The 25,663-nt window shown below is 68.6% G+C and carries 26 protein-coding genes; 23 read left to right on the forward strand and 3 right to left on the reverse strand.

Annotation, left to right across the window (positions count from 1 at the left end; genetic code table 11):
• The first annotated feature begins 51 nt into the window (after nt 1–51).
• The 8 genes from RU09_RS07595 (at nt 52) to glmM (ending at nt 8,098) form a co-directional block, all read left to right on the forward strand.
• Nucleotides 52–1,593: an APC family permease gene (locus tag RU09_RS07595; protein ID WP_042539145.1), complete on the forward strand. Its 1,542-nt coding sequence runs from the start codon at nt 52–54 to the stop codon at nt 1,591–1,593.
• A 41-nt stretch (nt 1,594–1,634) separates the two neighbouring features.
• Nucleotides 1,635–2,483 (forward strand): tRNA pseudouridine(38-40) synthase TruA, encoded by an 849-nt coding sequence (truA, locus tag RU09_RS07600; RefSeq protein ID WP_042539147.1) that lies wholly within the window; start codon nt 1,635–1,637, stop codon nt 2,481–2,483.
• Nucleotides 2,480–3,775 (forward strand): hypothetical protein, encoded by a 1,296-nt coding sequence (locus RU09_RS07605; RefSeq protein WP_042539149.1) that lies wholly within the window; start codon nt 2,480–2,482, stop codon nt 3,773–3,775. The genes truA and RU09_RS07605 overlap by 4 nt, the downstream gene beginning before the upstream one ends.
• Before the next feature lie 172 nt (nt 3,776–3,947).
• Nucleotides 3,948–4,841, forward strand: coding sequence for a hypothetical protein (locus RU09_RS07610; protein ID WP_042539152.1), 894 nt, complete (start codon nt 3,948–3,950; stop codon nt 4,839–4,841).
• 77 nt (nt 4,842–4,918) lie between these two features.
• Nucleotides 4,919–5,587 (forward strand): endonuclease/exonuclease/phosphatase family protein, encoded by a 669-nt coding sequence (locus RU09_RS07615; RefSeq protein WP_042539154.1) that lies wholly within the window; start codon nt 4,919–4,921, stop codon nt 5,585–5,587.
• Nucleotides 5,588–5,765: 178 nt separating this feature from the next.
• Nucleotides 5,766–6,212: a 50S ribosomal protein L13 gene (gene rplM, locus RU09_RS07620; RefSeq protein WP_042539156.1), complete on the forward strand. Its 447-nt coding sequence runs from the start codon at nt 5,766–5,768 to the stop codon at nt 6,210–6,212.
• Nucleotides 6,213–6,239: 27 nt separating this feature from the next.
• A complete protein-coding gene (rpsI, locus tag RU09_RS07625) occupies nt 6,240–6,725 on the forward strand; it encodes a 30S ribosomal protein S9 (protein ID WP_042539158.1) in 486 nt (161 codons plus the stop codon).
• A 14-nt stretch (nt 6,726–6,739) separates the two neighbouring features.
• Nucleotides 6,740–8,098, forward strand: coding sequence for a phosphoglucosamine mutase (glmM, locus tag RU09_RS07630; RefSeq protein ID WP_042539160.1), 1,359 nt, complete (start codon nt 6,740–6,742; stop codon nt 8,096–8,098).
• A gap of 34 nt (nt 8,099–8,132) precedes the next feature.
• Here glmM and RU09_RS07635 read toward each other — a convergent pair whose 3' ends face one another.
• On the reverse strand, nt 8,133–9,077 hold the full coding sequence (locus RU09_RS07635; RefSeq protein ID WP_042539162.1) for a Ppx/GppA phosphatase family protein: 945 nt from the start codon (nt 9,075–9,077) through the stop codon (nt 8,133–8,135).
• Between the two features lie 36 nt (nt 9,078–9,113).
• Between RU09_RS07635 and coaA the strand changes: the two genes are divergently transcribed.
• The 11 genes from coaA to RU09_RS07690 all read left to right on the forward strand — a co-directional run bounded on the left by coaA (nt 9,114) and on the right by RU09_RS07690 (nt 18,985).
• Complete coding sequence (coaA, locus tag RU09_RS07640; protein ID WP_042539164.1) at nt 9,114–10,058, forward strand: type I pantothenate kinase; 945 nt, start codon at nt 9,114–9,116, stop codon at nt 10,056–10,058.
• A gap of 57 nt (nt 10,059–10,115) precedes the next feature.
• Nucleotides 10,116–11,963 (forward strand): glutamine--fructose-6-phosphate transaminase (isomerizing), encoded by a 1,848-nt coding sequence (glmS, locus tag RU09_RS07645; RefSeq protein WP_042539166.1) that lies wholly within the window; start codon nt 10,116–10,118, stop codon nt 11,961–11,963.
• A 67-nt stretch (nt 11,964–12,030) separates the two neighbouring features.
• Nucleotides 12,031–12,390: a holo-ACP synthase gene (locus tag RU09_RS07650; RefSeq protein ID WP_042539168.1), complete on the forward strand. Its 360-nt coding sequence runs from the start codon at nt 12,031–12,033 to the stop codon at nt 12,388–12,390.
• The gene (alr, locus tag RU09_RS07655) at nt 12,387–13,493 is read left to right on the forward strand and encodes an alanine racemase (RefSeq protein WP_042539170.1); all 1,107 of its coding nucleotides are present in this window, start codon (nt 12,387–12,389) and stop codon (nt 13,491–13,493) included. The genes RU09_RS07650 and alr overlap by 4 nt, the downstream gene beginning before the upstream one ends.
• Nucleotides 13,490–13,987, forward strand: a complete 498-nt coding sequence (gene tsaE / locus RU09_RS07660) for a tRNA (adenosine(37)-N6)-threonylcarbamoyltransferase complex ATPase subunit type 1 TsaE (protein WP_042539172.1) — start codon at nt 13,490–13,492, stop codon at nt 13,985–13,987. The genes alr and tsaE overlap by 4 nt, the downstream gene beginning before the upstream one ends.
• A 20-nt stretch (nt 13,988–14,007) precedes the next feature.
• Nucleotides 14,008–14,631 (forward strand): tRNA (adenosine(37)-N6)-threonylcarbamoyltransferase complex dimerization subunit type 1 TsaB, encoded by a 624-nt coding sequence (gene tsaB / locus RU09_RS07665; protein ID WP_042539174.1) that lies wholly within the window; start codon nt 14,008–14,010, stop codon nt 14,629–14,631.
• A complete protein-coding gene (gene rimI, locus RU09_RS07670) occupies nt 14,628–15,134 on the forward strand; it encodes a ribosomal protein S18-alanine N-acetyltransferase (protein WP_042539176.1) in 507 nt (168 codons plus the stop codon). The genes tsaB and rimI overlap by 4 nt, the downstream gene beginning before the upstream one ends.
• Nucleotides 15,131–16,201: a tRNA (adenosine(37)-N6)-threonylcarbamoyltransferase complex transferase subunit TsaD gene (tsaD, locus tag RU09_RS07675; protein WP_042539178.1), complete on the forward strand. Its 1,071-nt coding sequence runs from the start codon at nt 15,131–15,133 to the stop codon at nt 16,199–16,201. Before rimI ends, tsaD begins: the two co-directional genes overlap by 4 nt.
• The gene (locus tag RU09_RS07680; protein WP_052492897.1) at nt 16,201–16,707 is read left to right on the forward strand and encodes a hypothetical protein; all 507 of its coding nucleotides are present in this window, start codon (nt 16,201–16,203) and stop codon (nt 16,705–16,707) included. Before tsaD ends, RU09_RS07680 begins: the two co-directional genes overlap by 1 nt.
• A 3-nt stretch (nt 16,708–16,710) precedes the next feature.
• On the forward strand, nt 16,711–17,793 hold the full coding sequence (locus RU09_RS07685; RefSeq protein WP_042539180.1) for a hypothetical protein: 1,083 nt from the start codon (nt 16,711–16,713) through the stop codon (nt 17,791–17,793).
• On the forward strand, nt 17,777–18,985 hold the full coding sequence (locus tag RU09_RS07690; protein ID WP_042539181.1) for a hypothetical protein: 1,209 nt from the start codon (nt 17,777–17,779) through the stop codon (nt 18,983–18,985). Before RU09_RS07685 ends, RU09_RS07690 begins: the two co-directional genes overlap by 17 nt.
• 17 nt (nt 18,986–19,002) lie before the next feature.
• Here the strand turns inward: RU09_RS07690 and RU09_RS07695 are convergent, their stop codons facing one another.
• Nucleotides 19,003–20,211, reverse strand: coding sequence for a class I SAM-dependent methyltransferase (locus tag RU09_RS07695; protein WP_042539182.1), 1,209 nt, complete (start codon nt 20,209–20,211; stop codon nt 19,003–19,005).
• Between the two features lie 144 nt (nt 20,212–20,355).
• Between RU09_RS07695 and groES the strand changes: the two genes are divergently transcribed.
• Complete coding sequence (gene groES, locus RU09_RS07700) at nt 20,356–20,652, forward strand: co-chaperone GroES (RefSeq protein WP_039394204.1); 297 nt, start codon at nt 20,356–20,358, stop codon at nt 20,650–20,652.
• A gap of 84 nt (nt 20,653–20,736) precedes the next feature.
• Here groES and RU09_RS07705 read toward each other — a convergent pair whose 3' ends face one another.
• The gene (locus RU09_RS07705) at nt 20,737–21,612 is read right to left on the reverse strand and encodes a helix-turn-helix transcriptional regulator (protein WP_042539184.1); all 876 of its coding nucleotides are present in this window, start codon (nt 21,610–21,612) and stop codon (nt 20,737–20,739) included.
• 102 nt (nt 21,613–21,714) lie between these two features.
• On the opposite strand from RU09_RS07705, the gene RU09_RS07710 reads away from it, so the two are divergent.
• The 3 genes from RU09_RS07710 (at nt 21,715) to RU09_RS07720 (ending at nt 25,587) form a co-directional block, all read left to right on the forward strand.
• Entirely contained in the window at nt 21,715–23,130 is a 1,416-nt protein-coding gene (locus RU09_RS07710; RefSeq protein ID WP_231567488.1) for an MFS transporter, read from the forward strand.
• 100 nt (nt 23,131–23,230) lie between these two features.
• Nucleotides 23,231–24,169 (forward strand): EamA family transporter RarD, encoded by a 939-nt coding sequence (gene rarD / locus RU09_RS07715; protein WP_042539186.1) that lies wholly within the window; start codon nt 23,231–23,233, stop codon nt 24,167–24,169.
• 143 nt (nt 24,170–24,312) lie between these two features.
• Nucleotides 24,313–25,587: an ABC transporter substrate-binding protein gene (locus RU09_RS07720; protein WP_042539188.1), complete on the forward strand. Its 1,275-nt coding sequence runs from the start codon at nt 24,313–24,315 to the stop codon at nt 25,585–25,587.
• Nucleotides 25,588–25,663 lie beyond the last annotated feature (76 nt).

The following is a 25,663-nucleotide window of genomic DNA, read 5'->3' on the forward strand; positions in this document are numbered from 1 at the left end:
GGTGAAAGAAAAGGATTGACGCGATATACGTGGTAGCCGTATGTTCTGAGCATGTCAGCTACGACGCCGATCCATCTTGAACGCCCCGACGGCAAGGGGCTCGCATCCGGTTCGCTCGGGCTGTGGGGGTCCACCGTCATCGGGCTCGCATCCACCGCACCGGTCTACTCGCTGGTGGCCACGCTCGGATTCGTGGTGCTCGCGGTCGGAGCACAGGCGCCGATCGCCTTCATCATCGCCTTCGTGCCCATGCTGCTGATCGCCTTCGCCTACCGCGAGCTGAACAACGCCGTCCCCGACTGCGGCACCACGTTCACGTGGGGCACCAAGGCCTTCGGGCCCTGGGTCGGCTGGATGGGCGGCTGGGGAGTCGCGGTCGCCGGAATGGTCGTGCTCGCGAACCTCGCCCAGATCGCCTCGGTCTACTTCTGGTCGCTGATCGGCTTCGACCTCGAGAACAACGACTGGCGCATCATCCTGGTGGCCGTGCTCTTCATCGCCGCCATGACGTGGGTGAGCTGGCGCGGTGTCGAGATCGGCGAGCGCATCCAGAACGTCCTGCTCGGCATCCAGTACCTCGCACTGGCGATCTTCGTGGTGGCCGCTCTGTGGCAGTTCTTCGCAGGAACCGCGCCCGATCCCACCCCGTTCGACATGGAATGGCTCAACCCGTTCGGCTTCACCTCGTGGTCGGGCTTCACCGAGTCGATCCTGCTCGCCCTTTTCATCTACTGGGGCTGGGACACCTGCCTCGCGCTCAACGAGGAGACGAAGGACCCCAAGCGCATCCCGGGCCGTGCCGCGCTGCTGACCACCGTCATCCTGCTGTTCACCTACGTGGGCGTCACGATCGCGGCCATGATGTACGCGGGCCTGGGCGACACCGGCACCGGGCTCGGCAACGAGGCCAACGCCGACGACTTCTTCCTCGCGATCAAGGACGGACTTCTCGGACCCTTCGGCTGGGTGCTGGTGGTCGCCGTGATCATCTCGGCGATCTCCTCGACGCAGACGACGATCCTGCCCACCGCACGCGGAACACTCGCGATGGGCGTCTACCGCGCTCTGCCCGCGAAGTTCAAGGACGTGCACCCGACCTACAAGACGCCGTCGTTCTCGACGATCGTCATGGGCGTCGTCGCCTCGGTGTACTACGTCGGCATGACCCTGATCAGCGACAACATCCTGCAGGACTCGATCCTGTCGCTCGGCCTCGCCATCGCGTTCTACTACGCGATCACCGGCTTCGCCTGCGTCTGGTACTTCCGCAAGGACCTCACGACCTCGGCGCGTGACTTCTTCTTCAAGGGCCTCTTCCCGTTGCTGGGAGGCCTCATGCTGACGGGGGCGTTCGTGCAGTCGGCGATCGACATGTGGGATGTGGACTACGGCTACACCGTGCTCTTCGGCATCGGCGGAACGTTCGTGATCGGCATCGGCTCGCTCGCCTTCGGTCTCGTGCTCATGTTCGCCTGGTACCTGTTCCCGCGTTCGAAGCGATTCTTCCGCGGCGAGAGCCTGAACCGCGACACCCAGGTCATGGTGCCGGACGAGCCGGGCGAGGTCATCCGCTCGATCGACGGCGGGATCTGAGCGGAGCCGGATCGCGCGCGGGTACGCCCTAGGCTTTATCCGTGCGCATCCGGCTCGACATCGCCTACGACGGCACCCACTTCCGCGGGTGGGCGAAGCAGCCGACCCTGCGCACCGTGCAGGGGACTCTCGAAGCCGCGCTCGCTCGCATCGTCGGCTCCGACGTGCAGTTCGTCGTCGCAGGGCGGACGGATGCCGGAGTGCACGCCGTGGGGCAGGTGGCGCACGTCGACCTCGACGAGGCGCAGTGGTCGCGCATCGAGTCGCGTCAGGGCCGCGCCCCGCAAGACCCCGCGGCGTCGATCGCGAGGCGCATGCGCGGTGTGCTCGGCGCCTACCCCGATGCGACCGTCACCCGTTCCTCCGTCGCTCCCGACGGATTCGACGCCCGCTTCTCGGCGGTCTGGCGTCGCTACCGATATCGGCTCGCCGACTCGACCGCCGGCTATGACCCCCTTCGACGCCACGACACGACCGCGCACCGGGGTGTTCTGGACGATCAGGCGATGGATACCGCGGCGCGGACGCTCATCGGGCTCCACGACTTCGCGGCATACTGCAAGCCCCGCGAGGAGGCCACGACCATCCGGACCCTCCTCGACTACCGATGGTCGCGGGACTCCGAGGGCGTGCTCGTCGCCGAGGTGAAGGCCGACGCGTTCTGCCACAGCATGGTGCGGGCGCTGGTGGGCGCATGCGTCGCCGTGGGTGAGGGGCGTCTCGACGTCGACGATCTGGTCGTGCTGCGCGACGCGCTCACCCGCACGAGCGAGTTCAAGGTGCTGGCCGCCAGGGGGCTGACGCTCACCGAGGTCGGATACCCGGCTGACGAGCTCCTGTCGACCAGGGCGGAGCAGACGCGCGCTCGCCGCGACGGCACGAGCGCATGACCCGGCCCACGGCCGTGTTCGTCGAGGTCTCGTCGCCAGGATGGGCGTTCTGGCGGGCGGCGCTCGACACCTGTGTCGGCCTGAGCGTCGGCACGCTCTACACGTTCCTCGGCATCGTCGTGGTCGGCATCGTGGGGGAGGAGGCACTGTCCTCCCTGTACTGGCAGATCGACCTCGATCCGCTGTTCCGCGCGAGCATGGGGGTGATCCTGCTCATCGCCGCGGTGCTCGCGATCGTCGTGCCCTTCGTGCTGGTCGCCGAGCGGTTCGCCGCCCTCCGTGCGGTCGAGGCGAGCGCACGGGAGAACCCGGATGCCGTGCCGCAGCGATCACTGAGGACGGAGCTCGCGAAGGCCCCCGCCGCATACCTCCAGACCACGGGAACCGTGCTGTTCTGGTGCCTGGTCGGGCTCGGAGCCCTCTTCGCGCTCGCCGTCGTCTTCACAGAGGACCTGCGCGAAGACGGCGTGGTCTGGGCGGTGCTGCTCGTCTTCGCGGTGCTGGCGCTCGCCGCGGCGATGCTGCGGCGGTTGGGGCGACGACTCGTCGAACGCGACGATGCGCGGATGCGCGACCACTGGTCGCGGTGGAAGCAGCTCGTCCCTCGAGCGGAGGCGTGCGACTCGGATCGTCGCGAGGCGGCGATCCGAGCGGTCGCTCCGCAGTGGCTCTCGACTCCGAGCAGGCGGACTCTCGGTCGCGTGGCCCGGGTGCTGCTCACCGCCACTCTCATCTCCTTGGGTGCTTTCATGATCTCGGTCTTCATGCGTCAGCAGTGTCGCAACTGCGATCCGGTCTACTGGAACGAACCGATCGAGAACGGCATCGACGTGCTGAGCCTGAGCAGCGGAGCGGCGCTCGCCGTGTGCGCAGCCCTCGGCATCCTCGCCTGGGTCGGAGGAGTGGTCCTGCAGTTCGCCCGCGAGCGTGCTCTGGCGAGCTGGGTCTCGGATGGAGCATCACGCAGTGTCGACGTGAGCCTGGTCGAGCCGCTGCTCTCCGGCACCCGATCGATGGTGCGCCTTCAGCTGGGTCTGACGGCCGTCGGCGCGGGTGCCGTCGTCGTGGGCATGGGGGCGCTCTGGGCGGAGTGGGCCGCCATGGACACGCGCGCCGTGCTTCTCACCGCCGTGGTGCTGATCGCGCTCGGGCTCGCGGTCGGGTGGGCGGATGCACGACGCAGCCGCAGAGAGCGACAGCTCGCGCGTGACGCCCTGTTCCCGGGCGACGTCGGACGCGTGGACGAAGACAAGCCCGCCGCGATCACGCGGGAGCGCCGACGCCGCAGGTGACCCGTTCGTGGCCGCCCTTCCCGGGGGCGGCCACGATGCGGCAGCACCGCCGCGGACGGCGGGCCCCCAGGCCGGGCGCGGCGGTGACGACTCGTGCAGGCCGGAGGGGTGTGACACTGCTGAACCGTATGCTGATCGTACGAAGGGCATCTTCACACTGCGGCGGGGGACTGTGACGGATCGGCTGGAGGATCAGGGCGGCGCATTCGCCGCTGCGCTCCGTGCGGCGATCTCCGACCGGGGAATCACCCTCGCGCGGCTGCGGAGCCAGCTGATCGACGACGGCAACCCGGTATCCATGGCGACGTTGAGCTACTGGCGCTCCGGTGATCGGCAGCCCGAAGGCCCGCAATCGCTGAGCGTCGTCGACGGCATAGAGGATCGCCTCGGTCTGCATCGAGGACACCTCGGGAGCCTGCTGATCCCGACCGCTCGCCTGGGGCCGATCGCACCTCCACGTCTGCCTTTCGACGAGGAGCGCGAGCAGCGCGAGACCGAGGAGACGTTGCGAGAGCTGCGTGCCGCTCCGCAGGACGCCCTGCGCGACCTCTCGACCCACATGACGGTGTTCGTCGGTGCCGACGGCGCGGTCGAGAAGACGATCATGCGCTCGCTCGTGCAGGCGACGAGAGGCACGATCACCGAGGTGCCCCTCATCGACGTGGCGCCGATCGAGACCGATGTCATGTCGGCGATCTCCGACGTCGTCGGTGGGAGGATCGATCGGGAATACCTGCATCGGGGCCGGCTCGTGTCTGGCGTGGTCATCGCGCTCGACGAGCCGATCACCACCGGCGGAACGACGCTGTTCGAGTTCACCGAGACCTTCCCGCCCGGATATCCGCCGCGGCAGTCGGCCTGGCATGCGACGTCGAGATCGGCTCGCGAGAGCCTCATCTGGGTGCGCTTCCATCCCGACGCCCTCCCCAGCTGGTGCGAGGAGTACATCGAGACCGAGGGGGAGTACATCTCGGTGATGCGCTCGACGAACGGGGGCTCGGTCCATCTCGCTCGGCACGGGTTCGGCCCAGGGATCCTGGGACTCCGATGGGGATACGACGAGTGATGCCGAACGGGTGAACTCCACCGATCGAACGGCGATTTCCACCGGAATCCAAGACTGAGCCACTAGCGTGAGGTGCGATGAAGGTCATCTCATACAACCTGCAGAAGCACCGCGCCGCAGGAGAACTGGCGGCGCTGGTCTCGGCGCACGATCCTGACATCCTGTGCCTCCAGGAGTGCGATGTCGCGGATCTGCCCGAGGCGATCGGCGACCTCACCATCGCCGACGCGACGCAGGGGAATCGCCTGGGACTCGCGATGTTCTATCGGGCCAGCGAGTTCCATCTCCAGGAGGTCAAGACGATCGAGCTGAAGAAGTCGCTGCACGACCGGATCGCGAAGCCCGCGCATGAGCGGGTTCTGGGTGCGCGCCTGAGAGACATCGACGCGGGGCGCGAGTTCATCGCCGCGTCGTTCCACGCGGCGCCGCTGACAGCGCTGAACTCCCTGCGTCGGCACCAGATCCGGGCGGCCCTCACCGAGCTTGCGACTCTCGGCGAAGAGCTGCCGCAGCTGATGGTCGGGGACTACAACTATCCGGTGTTCAAGGAGAACCTCGGTCAGACGATCCGCGAGCACGGGTACGCGCTGACGCTGAGCGACGACCACACCTACACCCGGTACCGCGTGTTCCGCGGACACTACGACTTCGCGACGTCCGTCGGCTTCGAGATCCAGCGGGTCACCACGCTTCCGCAGGGGATGAGCGACCATCGTCCGATCCTGGTGACGACTCGGTTCGACTGATCGCCGACCGGCTCGGTTTGGGAGAACGCCCGGAATGACGTAAGCTGTCACTTTGGTACTCGACTGCCGAGCACTAACGAACGTGAGCCCTCCACTGGCGTGTTCATCCCTGTAGGGAAGAACCACCCCGGAGTGGGATTCACGAACTTCTCCGTTCGAACAAGAAAGCAGCACTATCGTGACGCGCACTTACTCCCCGAAGGCCGGCGAGGTCCAGCGTGACTGGGTCGTCATCGACGCCACTGACGTCGTTCTCGGCCGCCTGGCCTCGCACGCCGCTACGCTCCTGCGTGGCAAGCACAAGCCCACCTTCGCCAACCACATCGACTCGGGTGACTTCGTCATCATCGTGAACGCCGACAAGGTCGCGCTCACCGGTCAGAAGCTCCAGAAGAAGCTGGCCTACCGCCACTCGGGTTACCCGGGTGGACTGAAGTCGGTCACCTACGCCGAGCTCCTCGAGAAGAACCCGATCCGCGCTGTCGAGAAGGCCATCCGTGGCATGCTCCCCAAGAACAGCCTGGGCCGTCAGCAGCTGTCGAAGCTCAAGGTGTACGTCGGTGCCGAGCACCCGCACGCCGCGCAGCAGCCGCAGACGTACACCCTCGACCAGGTCGCCCAGTAAGCGCCGTAAAGACTTAAGGACATACTCGTGGCTGACATCCAGGACACCACCGAAAACCCCCAGAACTTCTCGACCTCGACTCCCGAGACCGACGCAGTCGAGGCGGCCCCCCGCCCCGTGCTCAGCGTCCCGGGTGCCGCTGTCGGCCGTCGCAAGCAGGCCATCGCCCGCGTGCGTCTCGTCCCCGGCTCGGGAACGATCACGGTCAACGGCCGCACGCTCGAGGACTACTTCCCGAACAAGCTGCACCAGCAGCTGATCAACGACCCGTTCACGATCCTCAACCTCGCCGGCGGCTACGACGTCATCGCGCGCATCTCCGGTGGTGGCCCCTCGGGTCAGGCCGGCGCGCTGCGTCTCGGCATCGCCCGTTCGCTCAACGGCATCGACGAGGAGAACAACCGTCCGACGCTGAAGAAGGCCGGCTTCCTGTCGCGCGACGCTCGCGTCAAGGAGCGCAAGAAGGCTGGACTCAAGAAGGCCCGTAAGGCGCCTCAGTACTCGAAGCGTTAAGGTCAACCGCTCCGATGCCGATCTTTGGCACGGACGGTGTGCGAGGACTCGCCAATGGCATCCTCACCGCCGACCTCGCGCTCACCCTGGCCCAGGCGACTGCTGTCGTCCTGGGCCAGGGCCGTACTGCGGAGGCCCGCAAAGCCGAAGGCAAGCGACTCACCGCAGTGGTGGCCCGTGACCCTCGTGTCTCCGGTCACTTCCTCACGGCGGCGGTCGCCGCAGGGCTCGCCTCCTCCGGCGTCGACGTGCTCGAGGCCGGTGTCATTCCGACTCCTGCGCTCGCGTTCCTCGTCGCCGACCGTGACGCCGATTTCGGTGTGATGATCTCCGCCTCGCACAACGCGGCACCCGACAACGGGATCAAGATCTTCGCCCGCGGCGGTGTGAAGCTGCCCGACGTCGTCGAGCAGCGCATCGAAGAGGCGATGGCGGGCGAGAAGCTGCGCCCCACCGGTGCGGGCGTGGGCAGGATCGATCGATTCTCCGACGCCGAAGACCGCTACGTCGTGCACCTGCTCGGCTCGCTGCCGAACCGGCTGAACGGCATCAAGGTCGTGCTCGACTGCGCCCACGGCGCCGCATCAGGGGTGTCTCCCGAGACCTTCCGCGATGCGGGTGCCGATGTCACCGTGATCGGTGCTGACCCCGATGGCTTGAACATCAACGACGGCGTCGGGTCGACCCACCTCGACCAGCTCGCCGAGGCCGTCGTGCGGCTCGGGGCCGACATCGGGATCGCCCACGACGGCGATGCCGATCGGTGCCTGGCTGTCGATGCGCAGGGCAACGTCATCGACGGCGACCAGATCATGGCCATCCTCGCGGTGTCGATGAAGCAGCGCGGTCACCTGACCGATGACACGCTCGTCGCCACGGTGATGAGCAACCTCGGCCTGCACGTCGCCATGCGCGAGCACGGCATCACCGTGCGCCAGACCGCGGTCGGCGACCGCTATGTCCTCGAGGACATGGACCGTGGCGGCTACGCCCTCGGAGGCGAGCAGTCGGGCCACGTCATCATGAGCGAGTTCGCCACGACGGGCGACGGCCTGCTCACCGGGCTGCACCTGGTTGCCGAGATGGCACGTCAGAACAAGACGATCGCCGAACTCGCGAGCGTGATGACCGTGTACCCGCAGGTGCTCGTCAACGTGCGCGATGTCGACAAGGACGCGCTCGAGTCCGACGCCGTCGTGCAGGCGGCCGTTCGCGAGGTCGCAGCCGAACTCGGCGAGACCGGTCGCGTGCTGCTCCGCAAGTCCGGAACCGAGGCCCTCGTCAGGGTCATGGTCGAGGCGGCGGATGCCGAATCCGCTCAGGCGTACGCCGACCGGCTGGTCGCCGTCGTGCGGGAGCGACTCTCCCTCTGAACCGTCGAGCGCGCCGCGCGGCACCGACCACAGGTCAGCCGCGCGGCGCGCTCCAGTTCAGCTGCTCGATGTATCGCAGCAGCACCCCCTCGCGCAGCGCCCACGGAGACACCTCGAGCTCGTCGACATCGAGCGCGGTCATGGCGGTGTGCAGCGATACCGCCGCGGCGACGATCTGGAACGTGCGATCCGCGGTGATGCCGGGGAGCTCCTGTCGCGCGGACGCGGGCAGACGGGCCAGCCGCGGGATCCACGATCCCAGCGACACCCGCGGGAGCACCATGCGCTGGATTCCCGACCACCCCGGCACCGGGTAGCCCGCGAGTCTGGCGAGCGAGCGGATCGCCTTCGACGAGCCGACGACGTGATCGGGGCGAGGCAGCGCGGCGAACTGGGGGAGCACTTCGGCGAGCGTCGCGGTCGCGTGCTCCCGAAGACGCTCGACGTCGTCTTCACCCGGCGGATCATGCGGGAGGAACTGCACTGTCATCCGGCCGGCTCCGAGCGGGACGGATGCCGCGGCATCCGGCAGCTCATCCCCGCCCGCCGCGACCTCGAGCGATCCGCCGCCGATGTCGAGGAGCAGCAGCTGTCCTGCCGACCAGCCGAACCAGCGCCGCACGGCGAGGAAGGTGAGCTGGGCCTCGGTCTCTCCGTCGAGCACCTGCAACGGCTGGCCGAGGGCAGCCTCGATGCGGGCGATCACGTCGGTCCCGTTCCGGGCGTCGCGCACCGCGCTCGTCGCGGTGGCGAGCAGCTCGTCGACCCGCTCGGCCTCCGCGACCTCTCGCGCCCGAACCACAGCCGCCTCGAGTGCTCGTACGCCCTCTTCGGAGATCGCACCGTCGTCTGTGAGGTACCGCATCAGCCGCAGGACGGTGCGATCGCTGGTCGTCGCCAGAGGCCGACCCCCGGGGCGAACATCGGCGGCGAGCATGTGGACGGTGTTGGAACCGATGTCGAGGACTCCGAGGCGCACGGATAGAGACTACTCGTGCGCCGTTACGATGTATCCGTGACCACCGCCGACCCCACGCTGCCTCTGTCTCCGTATCGCGAGATCGGACGCGACGAATGGGCGCGATTGGCGGCGGGCCTCGATCAGCCGCTCACCGAGACCGAGGTCGTCGAGCTCCGCGGCATCGGAGACCGCCTGGACCTCGCCGAGGTGCGCGAGGTCTATCTGCCCCTGAGTCGGCTGCTCAGCCTCTACGCGACGGCCACGAAGCGCCTGGGAGCCGCGACGAGCTCGTTCCTGCAGGAGGACGATTCGACGACCCCGTTCGTGGTGGGAGTCGCAGGCTCCGTCGCGGTCGGCAAGTCGACCATCGCTCGTCTGCTGCGTGAGCTGATGAGTCGGTGGCCGGGCACCCCGCGCGTCGAGCTCGTCACGACGGACGGGTTCCTGCACTCGAACGCCGAGCTCGAGCGCAGAGGTCTGATGGACCGCAAGGGGTTCCCCGAGTCCTACGACCGGCGAGCGCTGCTCGAATTCCTCACCGAGGTGAAGAGCGGGGCCGCAGAGGTGCGGGCGCCGTTCTACTCGCACATGCGCTACGACATCGTCCCCGATGCGCACGTGGTGGTCCGGCGTCCTGACGTCGTGATCGTCGAAGGGTTGAACGTCCTGCAGCCGCCGCCCGCACCGAACGATGTGGCCGTCAGCGATCTCTTCGACTTCTCGATCTTCGTCGACGCCGACACCTCGCACATCGAGAAGTGGTACGTCGACCGCTTCCTCGCCCTGCGCCAGGGAGCCTTCTCGAATCCGTCGTCGTACTTCAACGTCTTCGCGCACCTCACCGACGAGGAGGCGATCACGACCGCACTCGGCTACTGGAACGAGATCAACATGCCGAACCTGGTCGAGAACGTGATGCCGACCAAGCACCGAGCGCGTCTCGTGCTCAACAAGGGCGTCGATCACAGCGTCGAGAGCGTGCTTCTCCGCAAGCTCTGAGCAGGCTCGAGGTTTCGTTCGGAACCTTCGCAAAAGTCCCGCCTTACTCTTGACCACATGTGTGGAATCGTCGGATACGTGGGCCCGCGCCCCAGCCAGGACATCCTGCTCGCAGGGCTCGCCCGTCTCGAGTACCGGGGCTATGACTCCGCAGGCGTCGCGGTCATCGACGGCGAGGGCTCGCTCGGCATGCGCAAGAAGGCGGGAAAGCTCGCGATGCTGCGCGACTCGCTGAAGGATGCCGCCCTGGCAGACGGCAACACGGGCATCGGGCACACCCGCTGGGCCACCCACGGCGGCCCCACCGACGAGAACGCGCACCCGCACCTCGCCGATGACGACAAGCTCGCCGTGATCCACAACGGCATCATCGAGAACTTCGCCTCGCTGCGTGACGAGCTGCTCGCCGACGGCGTGGCGTTCCGCAGCGAGACCGACACCGAGGTCGCAGCAGCGCTGCTCGGTCGTGAGTACCGCACCAACGGCGGCGACCTGCAGGGTGCGTTCCGCGCCGTGGTCAACCGCCTCGAGGGTGCGTTCACCCTGCTCGCGATGCACCAGGACCACCCCGGACTCGTCGTCGGCGCGCGACGCAACTCGCCGCTCGTGATCGGCCTCGGCGAGGGCGAGAACTTCCTCGGCTCCGACGTCGCCGCATTCATCGAGCACACGCGCAAGGCGCTCGCCATCGGGCAGGACCAGATCGTCTCGATCACGCCGGATGCCGTCACGGTCACCGACTTCGCCGGCACGCCGGTCCAGGCCGAGCCGTTCGACGTCTCCTGGGACGCCGCCGCCGCGGAGAAGGGCGGATGGTCCAGCTTCATGGCCAAGGAGGTCGCCGAGCAGCCCGAGGCGGTCGCCAACACGATCCGCGGTCGCATCCGGGGAGATCAGGTCGTCATCCCCGAGCTCGACGGCCTCGACGAGCTGTTCATCGGCATCAACCGCATCATCATCACCGCGTGCGGCACGGCCGCGTACTCGGCGCTCGTCGGCAAGTACGCGATCGAGCAGTGGGCGCGGATCCCCGTCGATGTCGAGCTGGCGCACGAGTTCCGCTACCGCGACCCGGTGATCGGCGATGACACGCTCGTCATCTCGATCAGCCAGTCCGGCGAGACCATGGACACGCTGATGGCCGTCAAGTACGCGCGAGAGCGAGGAGCGCGCACCCTGTCGATCTGCAACACCCAGGGAGCGACCATCCCGCGAGAGTCCGATGCCGTGGTCTACACGCATGCGGGTCCAGAGGTCGCGGTCGCGTCGACCAAGGCGTTCTCGGCGCAGATCACCGCTCTGCTGCTGCTCGGTCTGCACATGGGGCGCGTGCGCGGATCGGTGCAGGACGCATCCGTCGACGTCGCGGAGCTCACAGCCCTCCCCGAGAAGATCGCCAAGGTCCTCGAGAGCGAGCAGGAGCACGTCACGCAGCTCGCCGGCTGGATGGCCGACACCCGCTCCGTCCTGTTCCTCGGTCGCCACGTCGGCTTCCCGATCGCGCTCGAGGGTGCGCTCAAGCTCAAAGAGATCTCGTACATCCATGCCGAGGGCTTCGCCGCCGGAGAGCTCAAGCACGGTCCGATCGCCCTGATCGAACCAGGGCAGCCGGTCTTCGTCCTGGTGCCGTCTCCGCGCCACTCGGCCGTGGTCCACTCCAAGGTCGTCTCGAACATCCAGGAGATCCGTGCTCGCGGAGCGCGCGTGATCGTGGTCGCCGAAGAAGGCGATGCGGCGGTCCTGCCGTTCGCCGACGAGGTCATCCGGATTCCGCTCGCCGGAGCGATGTTCGAGCCGCTGCTCGCTGTCGTCCCGCTGCAGATCTTCGCCATGGCCCTCGCCACGGCCAAGGGCCTCGACGTCGACCAGCCACGCAACCTCGCCAAGTCCGTCACCGTCGAATAGACCCCGTCTCGGGGGTCGGGGCGGGGCAGGAGCCGAAGGAAGCGGATGCCGCGACTAGGCTGAACGGGTGATCATCGGGACCGGCATCGACCTCGTGGACATCCCGCGGTTCGAGCGCACGATGGAGCGCACGCCGCGGCTGCTGGAGCGGCTGTTCGCGCCGGGGGAGCGGGCGCTGCGCCTTCCGTCCCTGGCAGCGCGGTATGCCGCCAAGGAGGCCCTGATCAAGACCCTGGGCGGCTCTGACGGGGTGCACTGGATCGAGATCGAGATCGCCTCCGAGGCATCGGGCCGCCCGCACTTCGTGCTGTCTGGATCCACCGCCGACGTCGTCGCCGAGCGCGGGATCACCCGACTGCATCTGACCCTCACCCATGACGCAGGACTCGCCGCCGCGTTCGTCGTCGCCGAAGGAGAGCCCCTGTGACCGTTCCGTTCCGCGAGGCCCGCATCGAGCTGGATGCCATCAGCGACAACGTCCGCCACTTCCGCCGTCTCACCGGCGTGCAGGTCATCGCGGTCGTCAAGGCGAACGCCTACGGTCACGGCGCCGCGGCCGTAGCCGTCGCGGCCCTCGCCGGCGGCGCGACCCGTCTCGGTGTCGCCGAGATCCCCGAGGCTCTCGAGCTCCGCCGCCAGGGCATCACGGCGCCGATCGTCGCGTGGCTGCACGCTCCGGGCGAGCGGTTCGATCAGGCGGCAGCTCATGACGTCGAGGTGGGCATCTCGTCGTTCGACCAGCTCGAGGCTGCCGGTGCCGTCGCGTCGGTCGATCGTCCGGTCGGCGTGCACCTGAAGTTCGAGACGGGGCTCTCGCGCAACGGCATCGCACCGGCCGACTGGCGGCGCGTGCTCGCCGAGGCCGCGCGTCTCGAGCGCATCGGACGACTGCGCATCATCGGGCTCTTCAGTCACCTCTCGAACACCTCGCCTCAAGACGACCGCGAGGCCCTGGCGAAGTTCGAGGAGGCGGTCGCCGCGGCGGCCTCGTTCGGCATCCACCCCGAGATCCGGCACATCGCGGCGACCGCGGCCGCGATCGACCTGCCGGAGATGCGACTGGATGCGGTGCGCATCGGCATCGGCATCTACGGCCTCTCGCCCTTCGAGGACCGCTCGTCGGCCGAGCTGGGGCTTCGTCCTGCGATGACCCTGCGAGGCGCGATCGCCGCTGTGCGCCGCGTGCCCGCCGGCGCAGGGGTGTCGTACGGATACGACCACCGCGCCCCGCACGACACGACGTTGGTGCTCGTGCCGCTCGGCTACGCCGACGGGGTGCCTCGCCACGCCTCCGGACGCCTGCCGGTGTCGATCGGCGGTCGTCGGTTCACCAACGTCGGCCGGGTCGCCATGGACCAGTTCGTCGTCGACGTCGGCGATTCCCCGGTGTCGATCGGAGACGAGGTCGTGCTGTTCGGCGACCCGACCCTCGGGGTTCCCTCCGCAGCCGAGTGGGCCAACGCCGCGTCGACCATCGACTACGAGATCGTCACGCGCATCGGCCCGCGCGTGCCCCGGCGGTCGGCATGAGCGTCGACCCGGCCCTCCTCGGGCACATCGAGATCGAGACATCCGATGCCATGGAGCAGCTCGGCTTCCGCATCGGCGAGCAGCTCGAAGCCGGAGATCTGCTGATCCTCACCGGTCCCCTCGGGGCCGGGAAGACGACGTTCACTCGTGGGCTTGCGGAAGGACTCGGAGTACGGGGTCCGGTGCAGAGCCCCACGTTCGTGATCGCACGCACGCATCCCTCGCTCGTCGGACGGGCCCCCCTGGTGCATGTCGATGCCTACCGCCTCGGCTCAGGCGCCGAGCTCGACGACCTCGACCTCGACCTCGCACGATCGGTGGTCGTGGTCGAGTGGGGACGCGGCATGGCTGAGGACCTGGCCGAGACCTGGTGGGACATCGAGTTCGAGCGCCCCGTCGGCGGCGACGACGATCTCGACCCCTCCGAGCTCGACGCGGATGCCCCGCGGCACGTGACGATCACGCGCGCAGGGCGCTCAGCGATCACCGGCTGAACGGCGACTACCCTGGAGAGGTGATCCTCGCCGTCGACACCTCCCTGGGCACCGCCGTCGCCCTCATCGACGACGACGGCACCCGTCTGTCCGACGCCTCGGCCGCCGACCCTCTCGGTCACGCGGAGGTCATCGGCGAGCTGCTCGTGCGAGCTCTCGGCGAGACCGGAAGCGGATCGATCGACCACGTGGTGGCGGGCATGGGCCCTGGCCCCTTCACCGGACTCCGCATCGGCATCGCGACCGCCCGCACGTTCGCGATGGGCCGCGGCATCCCGGTCGTTCCCGTGCCGAGCCACTTCGCCGCGGCGCTCACCGCGATCGATCGAGACGCCGTGACCGGCCCGTTCGCCATCGTCACGGACGCCCGCCGGCGGGAGGTGGCCGTCACCGTGTTCGAGGGGACGGATGCCGACGGCATCCCGAACATGGTCGCCGACACGGTGCTGGTCGCGCGGGTCGATGCGGACGAGCATCTCGGTGGCATCCGTCGCATCGATGTCGAGACGCTGTCGGCTGTCGACCTCGCCCGCGTGGGCGCCCGAGCGGTGGCCGCGGGGCGCACGCTCGCGGGCGCCGAGCCGCTGTATCTGCGACAGCCCGATGTCACCGTGCCCGGAGCGCCGAAGAAGGTGGGGCGATGACTCTGCGTGCAGCGACGCCCGACGACCTCGACGCCATCATGGCGATAGAGCATCGCTCGTTCCCGACCGACGCGTGGAGCTCCCAGGCCATGGCGCTGGAGCTCGCCAGCCCGCACGGCCTCTATCTGGTCGACGAGCACGACGGCGTCATCATCGGCTATGGCGGAGTCCGCGCGCTGCACGGGTCGAGTGATGCCGACATCCAGACCATCGCCTTCGACGCCGAGCACCGTGGCGCCGGTCGCGGGCGCGCGCTGCTGCGCTCGCTTCTCGACGCCGCAGCCGAACGCGGAGCCCGAGAGGTCTTTCTCGAGGTGCGCGCCGACAATCCCGGCGCCGAGGGCCTCTACCTCTCCGAGGGGTTCGAGGAGATCGGCCGCCGCCCTCGCTATTACCAGCCCGATGACGTCGATGCGATCGTGATGCGCCTCGTGCTGCAGCATCCGCGTTCGGCGCACCGTGACGAGCCTGCCGAGGATGCCGCGAAGGAGGCCACCGCATGACCGAGCCGCTGGTGCTGGGCATCGAGACGAGCTGCGACGAGACGGGCATCGGTGTCGTCCGCGGGCGCACGCTGCTGTCGAACACGATCGCGTCCAGCATGAACGAGCACGCCCGCTACGGCGGCGTCGTGCCCGAGGTCGCCGCCCGAGCCCACCTCGAAGCCCTGCAGCCGTCGATTGACGCCGCGTTGGCGGAGGCCGGGGTGCGGCTCGACGACCTCGATGCGGTCGCCGTGACCAGCGGGCCGGGCCTCGCAGGGGCGCTCATGGTCGGCGTCGGCGCCGCGAAGGGCCTCGCCGTCTCGCTCGACAAGCCGCTGTATGCGGTCAATCACCTGGTGGGCCACATCGCCGCCGACATCCTCACCCCCGACTCCGAGCCTCTCGAGTACCCGACGATCGCGCTGCTCGTGTCGGGTGGGCACACGTCGCTGCTGCACGTGCGCGACCTCACGACCGACGTCGAGATGCTGGGCGAGACCATGGACGACGCTGCGGGGGAGGCGTTCGACAAGGTCGCTCGACTTCTGTCGCTGCCGTACCCGGGTGGCCCCGAGATCGACCGAGCGGCACTCGACGGAGACCCCCAAGCGATCCGGTTCCCTCGGGGTCTGTCTCGCGCGTCCGACCTGGCGAAGCACCGCTACGACTTCTCGTTCTCCGGGCTCAAGACGGCCGTCGCACGCTGGGTCGAACGCTGCGAGGCCGACGGCGTGCCTGTGCCGGTGGCCGACGTCGCCGCGAGCTTCCGCGAGGCGGTCGTCGACGTGCTCGTGACGAAGGCGCTCGCCGCGTGCGCAGACCTCGGCGTGCCGCGCCTGCTTCTGGGCGGCGGGGTCATCGCCAACCGACGACTCCGTGAGGTCGCGCTCGCGAGGGCCGAGAAGGCGGGCGTGACCGTGCGCATCCCGCCGCTGTCGCTCTGCACCGACAACGGGGCGATGATCGCGGCTCTCGCTGCGGAGCTGATCTCGTCGGGCCGACGCCCGTCGACGCTCGCGTTCGGAGCCGACTCCACTCTTCCGGTCACCGAGATCCAGGTCGACGAGCGCGTCGCGGTGATGTGATGAGCGACGCGCCACGCACGCCCGATCCCGTGGGCGCAGAACCAGGGTCCGATGCCGTGCTGCCTCCGACCAGGATCGAGCGCCCCAGCGGCGAGGTCGAGCATCCGTCCGGTTCGGCGCGGATACCGGGGTCCCGCCGCGAGGGATACACGAAGCTGCCGACAGGACCGGTCGGAGTCGAACCGGTGGTCGTCAGCGGGCCCGTGGCAGACGACATCGGGCGCGGCACCGACTGGGCGCCGTCGACCGACGCGTCCGTCGTCGACGACACCCGCCTCGCGCCCTGGGCTCTGATGGCCGCCATCGTGGCCCTGGTCTCGTCCTTCTTCGTCGGCTGGGGCATACCGATAGCCATCGTCGCCGTGATCGCGTCGATCATGTCGCTGCGCCGACCGGTCGAGAGCCGCGCCATCGCACGCTGGGCGCTCGTGCTCGGTCTGTGCGCGACCGTCTACAGCCTCGGCTGGCTCGTCTGGGCCGGGATGCAGTTCGAGAGACTCGGATAGCGGATGCTCGACGCGGATGAATCCGTCGAGCTGAGGGCTCTCCAGGCGCGGGCCTACGGTCGAGCCGGTGCGCTGAATGAGGTCGAGGCCGCGCGGCTGCGCGAACTCGAGGCCGGCAAGCTCCGCCGGACGGAGCCGCCCGCACCGAGAGAACCGGAGCCGGCTGCGCCTGCACCCCCACACATCGAGCCCGAACACATCGAGCCCGCCGCGTCGACCGTCGTCGAGGGAGCCGGGACCGCGGTGTCTGAGGACCGCACCACCGGGGCGCCCCACGGCGACTCCGCCCTCGCCGCGCTGCGACGGCACTGGCGTCTTGCCGTCGCGATCACCGCAGCCTTCATCGTGGTGGGCCTCGTGCTCGGCTGGCTGATCTTCGCCGATCGTGGTCCTGCCCCGATGCAGCTCAGTGCGCAGCAGGGGGAGTGGCAGAGCGCGATCGTCGCGTCGGGCGACTTCGACCCGGGTTCCGTGCGAGCCGTCGCCCAGGAGGAGGGCGTCGTGATCTGGTTCGCGACGAAGAACGAGAGCGCGGACGTGTGCCTCGTGCTCGGCCACGAGGACGCGACGGCTCCCGCGTGCACGACGCGGGAGCAGGCGACGATCCAGGGTGTGGACGCGACGCTCGCGAAGCCCGTGAGCGAGGCCCAGACCTACGACATCCAGGCGCAGATGTACCTCACGCAGGATGGCGAGCCCGCGGTCATCACCCGCAGCTACATCACGTCGTCGCAGTCGACGTCGATGTTCGCCAGCGAGGCGGAGGCGGAAGCCGCGACGACGCTCGCCGCGCAGACCGGATTGGATCGCCGCACGATCCTCGTCGTCGGCTATGACGACGAGGTGCCGATCTGGACCGGGATCGACACCTCCACCCAGCGATACTGTCTCGTCTATGACGGGTCCATGCCCGACCCTCCGATGGTGTGCGACGACAGCCTGATGCTCGCGGATGCGGACCGGACGCTCGTGCTCGACGTCGCAGACGACGGCGAGACGACCCGCTATGAGTACCAGTTCGGCTACGGTCAGCAGTACCTCACCGTGACGAGGGGCTGGGAGAGCGACGATGCTGCAGGAGAGTGAGTCTGCCGAGCTGCGCGCCCTGCAGGGCAAGGCCTATGGTCGCGACGGCGGCCTGACCGAGGTCGAAGCGGCCAGGCTGCGCGAACTCGAGTCCATGCGCGTCGAACCGGACGCGACGGTCCTCGCCGCAGCTGCGGCCGGCCCGGGCGCCGACGCGGTCGACGCCCCGCGTCGAGCAGAGGATGCTCCGCTCCCGCATGCCGAGCCGCCCGTCTCCGGCCCACCGAGCGGGAGCCCCGCCGATGAGGAAGCCGGCCGGCAGCAGCCTCGCGAGGCCGGCGGACTTCGCACAGCGATCCGACAGCACTGGAAGGCCGCTGTCGCCGCATCCGCCGCGATGCTCGTGATCGGTCTCGGCGTCGGATGGGCGGTCTTCGGGCACACCGGTGACGCCGTGGCGCTGACCTCCGAGCAGCAGCAGCGTCGCGCCGAGCTGCAGGCGGAGGGCGGGTTCGATCCCGGCAGCCTGCGCGCGATCGGACGGGACGAGGACGCCCTCGTCTGGTACGCCACCAAGGAAGACGGCGAGACGATCTGCATCACGCTCGACGCGGCAGGCAAGTCGGCGGATCAGTGTCAGCCGGCTGCGGATCTCGACAACGGGAACGGCATCGGCATCAGTGCGAGTGTCACCGCACCCGGCGAGGGCGAGGAGAGTCCGGAGGAGATCTGGGCATCCGCCGCGCGGGCGATGAACGGCGAGGTCGTCGGGATCATCCAGCGCTGGCGCTCGGACCAGAACTCCTGGCTGTCGCAGTTCCAAGGGGACGAGCGGGAACGGGCCGAGCAGCTGATCGAGGAGGGCTTCGAGGAGTACTCGTTCTCGGTCGTCGGCTACTTCCGCGATGCCCCTGTCTGGCGTGCACAGCGCCTCGAGAGCGACGACATCCAGGACTGTCTGATAATCGACGCCGTCGAGAGCGTCGAATGCCGCGTGTCGGGCGACCAACAGTTCTCCGGCGACGGCATCGAGACCCGAGGGGTCACCGTCGACGAGACGGGGACCGTCGCCGCGGAGTGGAGCGTGCGCCTCGCCTACACGCCGAGCGGTACGCCATACCTCGTCGTCTCCGGCGACAACGCAGCAGTAGCCGCCGAGCAGACGGTGGAGCCGGGGGAGACGCTCGAGCTCGGCGGCGAGAAGCAGGATCCGATCCAGGTCGAGATCCCGTCCGACGACTCCGAGGGCTAGGGCGGCCTCGCCTGGCGCTATTCGGCGGCAGGCACCCGATCGGCGAGGATCGCGCGGCGCTGATCGCCGATGCGGGTGAGGATCAGCGTCGCCGCCTGATCGCCCCGCAGCGTCAGCTTCTTGCGGAAGGCGGCGGGGTCGATGTCCATACCGCGCTTCTTGATCTCGAGAGACCCGACATCGTTCGCCTTGAGGACGGCGCTGATCGCCTTGGGATTGGCAGGCATCGTCTCACGCACCCGGAACGACTGCACGAACGGACTCGTGAGCGCCGTGTCGGAGGTGAGGTACGCGATGCGCTCATCGAGCATCCCCGCGTCGAGACTGCGCGCGACGTCGCCGATCAGGCGCGCACGGATCACCGCGCCGTCCGGCTCGTGGAGGAAGGCGCCGAGCTCACGCACGGGCTCATCCTCCGCATCTGCTCCTGCGGTGAGCTCGTGCGAGCGCTCGCCGCGGATCACGAGAGCGGACCGGCGGATGCCGTCGCGAGCGAGCGCTCTCGTCCACAGCACCAGCTCGACGACGCTGCCCTCTGCGCTCACCCACTGCGCCTCGGCGTCGACGGGGAGCGAGTCCCGGTCGTGGCCGGGCCCGAGCTTGATGCCGGTCGAGGTGCGGGAGGCCACGTCGAATGCCCAGTCGAGCGGGGGAGAGTAGTCATCGGACGACACCCGCCGCGTCTCGCTGTGACCCCCGGTGCGGCGGGCCGGGTCCATCCAGATCGCCTGAGTCTCGTCGCCGTCGGCGGGCACGTGGGCCTCGGCGGTGCCGTGCGTCACGACCGCGCTGTCTCCGAAGGGCGCCAGGTTGTAGGCGGCGATCGCTGCGGTCACCTCGTCGGCATCCACGGCGATCACGTCGAGTCCGGCGCCCGCGAACGCGAGGGCGTCTCCGCCGATGCCGCAGCCCAGATCGGCGACACGGGTGATGCCGACCCGCCGCAGCCGCTGCGCGTGCCGTGCGGCGACGTTCAGCCGGGTGGCCTGCTCGAGCCCGGCGCGGGTGAACAGCATCCGCGCCGCGAAGTCGCCGAACTTGCCCCTCGCCTTGGCGCGGAGACGTGCCTGCCCCACCACGGCGGAGACCAGCTCGGGGGAGTGCCCTGCGGCGCGCAGCCGAGACACGATCCGAGCGACGTCGGCGATCTCATCGACGGGGCCGAGCTCGTCCAGCGCCTTCAGGCCTTCGGGGGTGAGCAGGGCGCGCAGCTCGGAGATCTCCACGCCTCCAGCTTAGGGCGGCGGTCAGTTCGTCCGATTGGCACTCGCATTGCGTGAGTGCCAGCGGAGCGCCTAGACTGAATTAGCACTCTCGGGTTGAGAGTGCGAAAAGTCTTCCTGTCAGCGTCAAGAAAGAAGAGGTAGACCGTGTCGGTTTCCATCAAGCCGCTCGAGGATCGCATCGTCATCAAGCAGGTCGAGGCAGAGCAGACCACCGCGAGTGGCCTGGTCATCCCCGACACCGCCAAGGAGAAGCCCCAGGAGGGCGAGGTCGTGGCCGTGGGCCCCGGCCGCATCGATGACAACGGCAACCGCGTTCCGCTCGACGTCGCCGTGGGCGACCGTGTTCTCTACAGCAAGTACGGCGGCACCGAGGTGAAGTTCGGCGCAGACGAGTACCTCGTCCTGTCGGCTCGCGACGTGCTCGCAGTCGTCGTCCGCTGAGACAACGTCTTCGGAAGGCCCGGATGCATCACGCATCCGGGCCTTCCTGCGTGTCCGGACCGTGTCAGACGACCGCGGCCGGATTCAGCGCGACTGGAGCAGATCGACGGCCGCCGCGGCAGCGCTGCCGGGAGCCGCACTGTATGCGAGGATCCGCTGGCCATCTCCCTCGGGTAGGTGAAGGACCTCGTAGCCGAGCGTGAGTTCGCCGACGACAGGATGGCGGAAGCGCTTGCTGCCGCTCGTGCAGAGCTTGACCATGTGTCCGGCCCAGAGCTTCGCGAAGTCGGGACTGCTCAGGCTGAGCTCGCCGATGAGTTCGGCGAGCTGTCGGTCGTCGACGAATCGTGCGGCGACGTAGCGCAGCGATGCCACGGCCAACGCGGCCTCTTCGTTCCAGTCGGCGTACAGGTCTCGTGTGTGCGGATCGAGGAACAGCATCCGGAGGTGGTTGGGGCGCCCGGCCGGCCGAGACGGCGCATCGACCTCGATGTGGCCCGCCATCAGAAGGTGGCCGGCGCTGTTCCAGTCGAGGATGTCGTTGAAACGGCCCAGCAGCACAGCAGGAACTCCCATGGCGTGCAGCAGTTGCGAGGCGCCTCGATGCGGCTGCTCGGTCTTTCGGGGACGGCGGGGAGCGGCTGATCGCGGGCGTGCGAGCGCTCGGAGATGCGTATGCTCGTCGGCATCGAGCTGGAGCGCGCGGGCGAGACTGTCGATGACCGCGTCGGATGCGTTCTGCGACTGGCCCTGCTCCAAGCGGGTCAGGTAGGTGACCGAGACCCCGGCGAGTCGTGCGAGCTCTTCGCGACGGAGGCCCGGAACCCTGCGACGGCCGAAGCTGGCAACGCCGACGTCGTCGGGGGTGACGCGATCCCGCCGGGAGCGCAGGAACTCGCCGAGCTCGGTCACCGGCCGTTCTGAGGCGATCGGCCTGGTGAACGCGGGGTGCGGATCCATGGAGCCATTCTCCACGACCGCCGCACGCGCAGCCTGTCCCTGGCGGTGCTAGTCACGAGAGGGGACTGGTTGCCCCGTGCCGCCGGGCGGAGTCTGAGCAGCGTGACTCATTCCGACTCGACTCTCCCCGCCACGGCGCCGCAGGCGACCGATCGCTTCACCCCGTCGCAGGCGCTCGCCATGGGCGTCCTTCTGACGGCGAACTTCACTCTCGCCGTCGACTTCTCGATCCTCAACGTCGCGCTGCCTCCGATCGGGCGGGAACTGGGGTTCGACACCGCGTCGCTCCAGTGGATCGTGACCGCGTTCGCGGTGTGCGCCGCGTCGTTCACCCTGTTCTTCGGGCGGGTGGCCGATCTGCTCGGGCGCAAACGACTGTTCATCGCCGGGCTCGCGCTGCTCGGTGCGGCGTCGGTCGTCGGCGGACTCGCGACCACACCGGGTGTTCTCCTGGCCGCTCGCGTCGGCCAGGGCGTCGCGACGGCGATGGTCACTCCGGCGGCTCTCGCGCTGATGACCACGATGTTCCCCGAGGGGCGGGCGCGCTCGCGGGCGCTCGGGCTCAACGGCGCGCTCATGGCGGCGGGCTTCACGGCGGGAGCGGTGCTCGGCGGGCTGCTCACCGGAGGCGTCTCGTGGCGCTGGGCGTTCTTCATCAACGTCGCGGTGGCCGCTGCAGCCCTGCTCGTCGGGGCGTTCGTCCTTCACGAGCCGCGTCGCGTCGCACGGGCTCGGCTCGATGTCGTCGGCGCGATCACCGTGACAGCCGCTCTGGTGGCACTCGTCTTCGGCATCGACTCCGCGGGGCGCGTCGGCTGGGGCGAACCGGGCACGTGGATGCCGCTCGGGGTCTCCGCGGTGTTCTTCGTGTTGTTCGCGCTCGCCGAGAAGAGAGCGATCGAACCGCTCATCGCACCTTCGCTGCTGAGGAGAAGCGAGATCGCCTGGGGCAACCTCGCCGGTCTCCTCGCCTTCGCCACTGAGACGTCACTCGTCTTCCTGCTGACCATCTATCTGCAGGAGATCCTCGGGTACACCCCGATCGCTGCCGGACTCATGCTCGGAGTGCTCGGTATCGGCACCGTGCTCGGAGGCCTTCTCGCGCCCCGCGTCATCGGAAGGGTCGGATCGTCGCGCGCGATCGTCGTCGGGCTGATCGTGCAGGCCGGCGCCACGTTCCCGCTCGCCTTCGCATCGGACGAGCATGCCTGGGCGATTCCGCTCCTCGTTCTGACGTTCCTCGGTGGCGTGGCGAATCTCGTCGCCATCGTCGGCTACGTCGTGACCGCGACGGGGTCGGTTCCCTCTGAGCAGCAGGGCCTGGCGACCGGTCTCGTCACGATGAGCCAGCAGGTGGGCATCGCGCTGGGCACGCCGGTGATGGCGGCTGTGGTCGCGGCGTTCGCCGGCGCGGGTCTTCTCGCCGGGCTGCTGATGGCGATCGGACTCAATGCGGCGATGGCGCTCTCGACCGCCCTCCTCGTCGCGGTCGTGCTCAGGGGTCGGCGAGGCCGCTGAACGGCCGGGGAGGCGCCACCGTTGCATCGATTCCTGCCAATGTCCGGTCGGCGACGGCTTCGGGTGCGATGCCGCTCACCGACGGGCATAGGGTTGTGCGGTGACCCCGACGAACGCCGCCTCCCGAGCCACTCAGACGGCGGGAGTCGCGTACGCAGGGGGTGCGTATCTGCTCTGGGGCGTGCTGCCCCTCTACTTCCTTCTGCTCGCACCCACGGGGCCGTGGGAGGTCGTCGCGTGGCGGGTGCTGCTGTCGCTCGTCTTCTGTCTTCTGCTTCTCACCGTGATGCGCGGCTGGGCGGCGTTCGGCGCGATCATCCGGCAGCCGAGGCTGCTGGCATGGACTGCTCTCGCCGGCGTCCTGATCTACGTCAACTGGCAGGTGTTCCTCATCGGCACCCTCTCGGAGAACATCGTCGAGACGAGCCTCGGGTATTTCATCAACCCGATCACGACGGTGCTCCTCGGGGTGTTCGTGCTCAAGGAGCGCATCCGCAGGCTGCAGTGGGCCGCGATCGGCATCGCCGCCGTCGCGGTGATCGTGATCGTCCTCTTCTACGGCGAGTTCCCGTGGATCGCTCTCTCGCTGACGGCCTCGTTCGGGGTCTACGGACTCATCAAGAAGAAGATCGGCCCCGCAGTCGACGCGGTCAGCGGACTCACCCTCGAGTCGTTCTGGCTGATCCCGATCGCCGTCGTGCAGCTGATCCTCGTCGCCGCCACCCCCGACGGGATCACGATGGGCTCCCACGGCGTCTCGCACGCGGTGCTCCTCGCATTCGCGGGAGTGGCGACGGCGGTGCCGCTGCTGCTGTTCGCCGCCGGCACCCGACGCATCAACCTGACCGTCATCGGGATGATCCAGTTCATCACGCCGATCATGCAGTTCATCATCGGTGCGGTCGTGCTCGGCGAACCGATGCCGCCCGAGCGGTGGGCGGGGTTCATCATCGTCTGGGTCGCGATCCTGGTGTTCGTGATCGACCTGCTGCTCGCCGCGCGGCGAGGGCGTCGGATCGCTCAGCCGGCACTGGTCTGAACCTCCGGTTCACGCCTGCGGAACTCGGTGTCGGATCGTTAACGCACCGAAACATCGGCGACCCCTACGCGAAGCCTTTCAGTCCTAGTGTTAGAGCACCCGACCGTGGTCACAATCCACGGCCAGTCACGCAAGGGAGCATCATGACCGCATTCACGCGCTCGCGCAGCGCCAAGATTCTCGCAGGAGTCGCGCTGCTGAGCGCCTCGGCGATCGTCGTCGCAGGCTGCAGCAGCACGCCCTCCGAGGAGCCGTCCGACGGCGGAGGCGGCGGATCGACGGCCGACCTCACGCTCGAGCTCGGCTCGCTGCTGCCGCAGACCGGTTCGCTGTCGTTCCTCGGCCCGCCCATGGAATCCGGCGTCGGCCTCGCCGTCAAGGAGGTCAACGACGCTGCTGCAGGTATCACGATCAACCTGACGGCCGAAGACGAGGGCGACACCGACACCAAGGCCTACGAGACGTCGATCAGCAAGCTGCAGAGCGCAGGCGTCACGGCCATCGTCGGTGCCGCGGCGTCCGGCGTCTCGCGTCTGATCCTCGACGGCAACGTCAGCGCAGGCATCCTCCAGATCTCGGCCTCGAACACCGGCCCCGACTTCACCGACTGGGACGACAACGGACTCTACTTCCGCACCGCTCCCAGCGACCTGCTGCAGGGCGAGGTCCTCGGCAACCTGATCGCCGAAGACGGGCACAAGACCCTCGGCGTGATCTACCAGAACGACGCCTACGGCACCGGTCTCTTCGAGAACATCAAGTCGACGTTCGAGAACGCGGGTGGCGAGGTCGTGGCCGACGCGTCGTACAACGTCGGTGACGGTCAGTTCGACGCACAGGTCGAGACCATCAAGGCGCAGAACCCCGACGCCGTCGCGATCGTGTCGTTCGACCAGTTCAAGACGATCGCGCCGCTGCTCGTGAACGCGGGCATCTCGCCGGACAAGTTCTACCTCGTCGACGGAAACCTGTCGGACTACGGCTCTTCGCCCGACACGAACTTCCCGTTCTCGCTCGAGGGCGCACAGGGCACCAAGCCCGGCCCGGCACTCGAGGATGACTTCACCGACCGTCTGCAGGCGTACTGGACCGGCGAGGGCAACCCCGAGGTCAACGACTTCACCTACGCGGCTGAGGCGTACGACGCCGTCGTGCTCGTCTCGCTCGCGTCGCTCGCGGCCGGCTCGACCGAGGGCGCGGACATCGCAGCGAAGATGGCTGAGGTCTCGGGTGGCACCGGCGACGGAGAGAAGTGCACCAGCTTCGCCGACTGCGCCGAGATCATCAACGGAGGCGGCACGGCCGACTACGACGGATACTCGGGCGAGATCACGTTCGACGAGAACGGCGACCCGCAGGGCGCCTCGATCGGCACGTACGTGTACGACGCCGAGAACCTGATCTCCCGCACCAACTGATCACGAGCGAAGGCCCCGGATTCAGCATCCGGGGCCTTCGTCGTGTCCCGAGCATCTGCGAAGGCCACGGGGTCAC

The sequence above is a fragment of the Microbacterium sp. MEJ108Y genome, from assembly GCF_000834175.1.
GTDB lineage: Bacteria > Actinomycetota > Actinomycetes > Actinomycetales > Microbacteriaceae > Microbacterium > Microbacterium forte.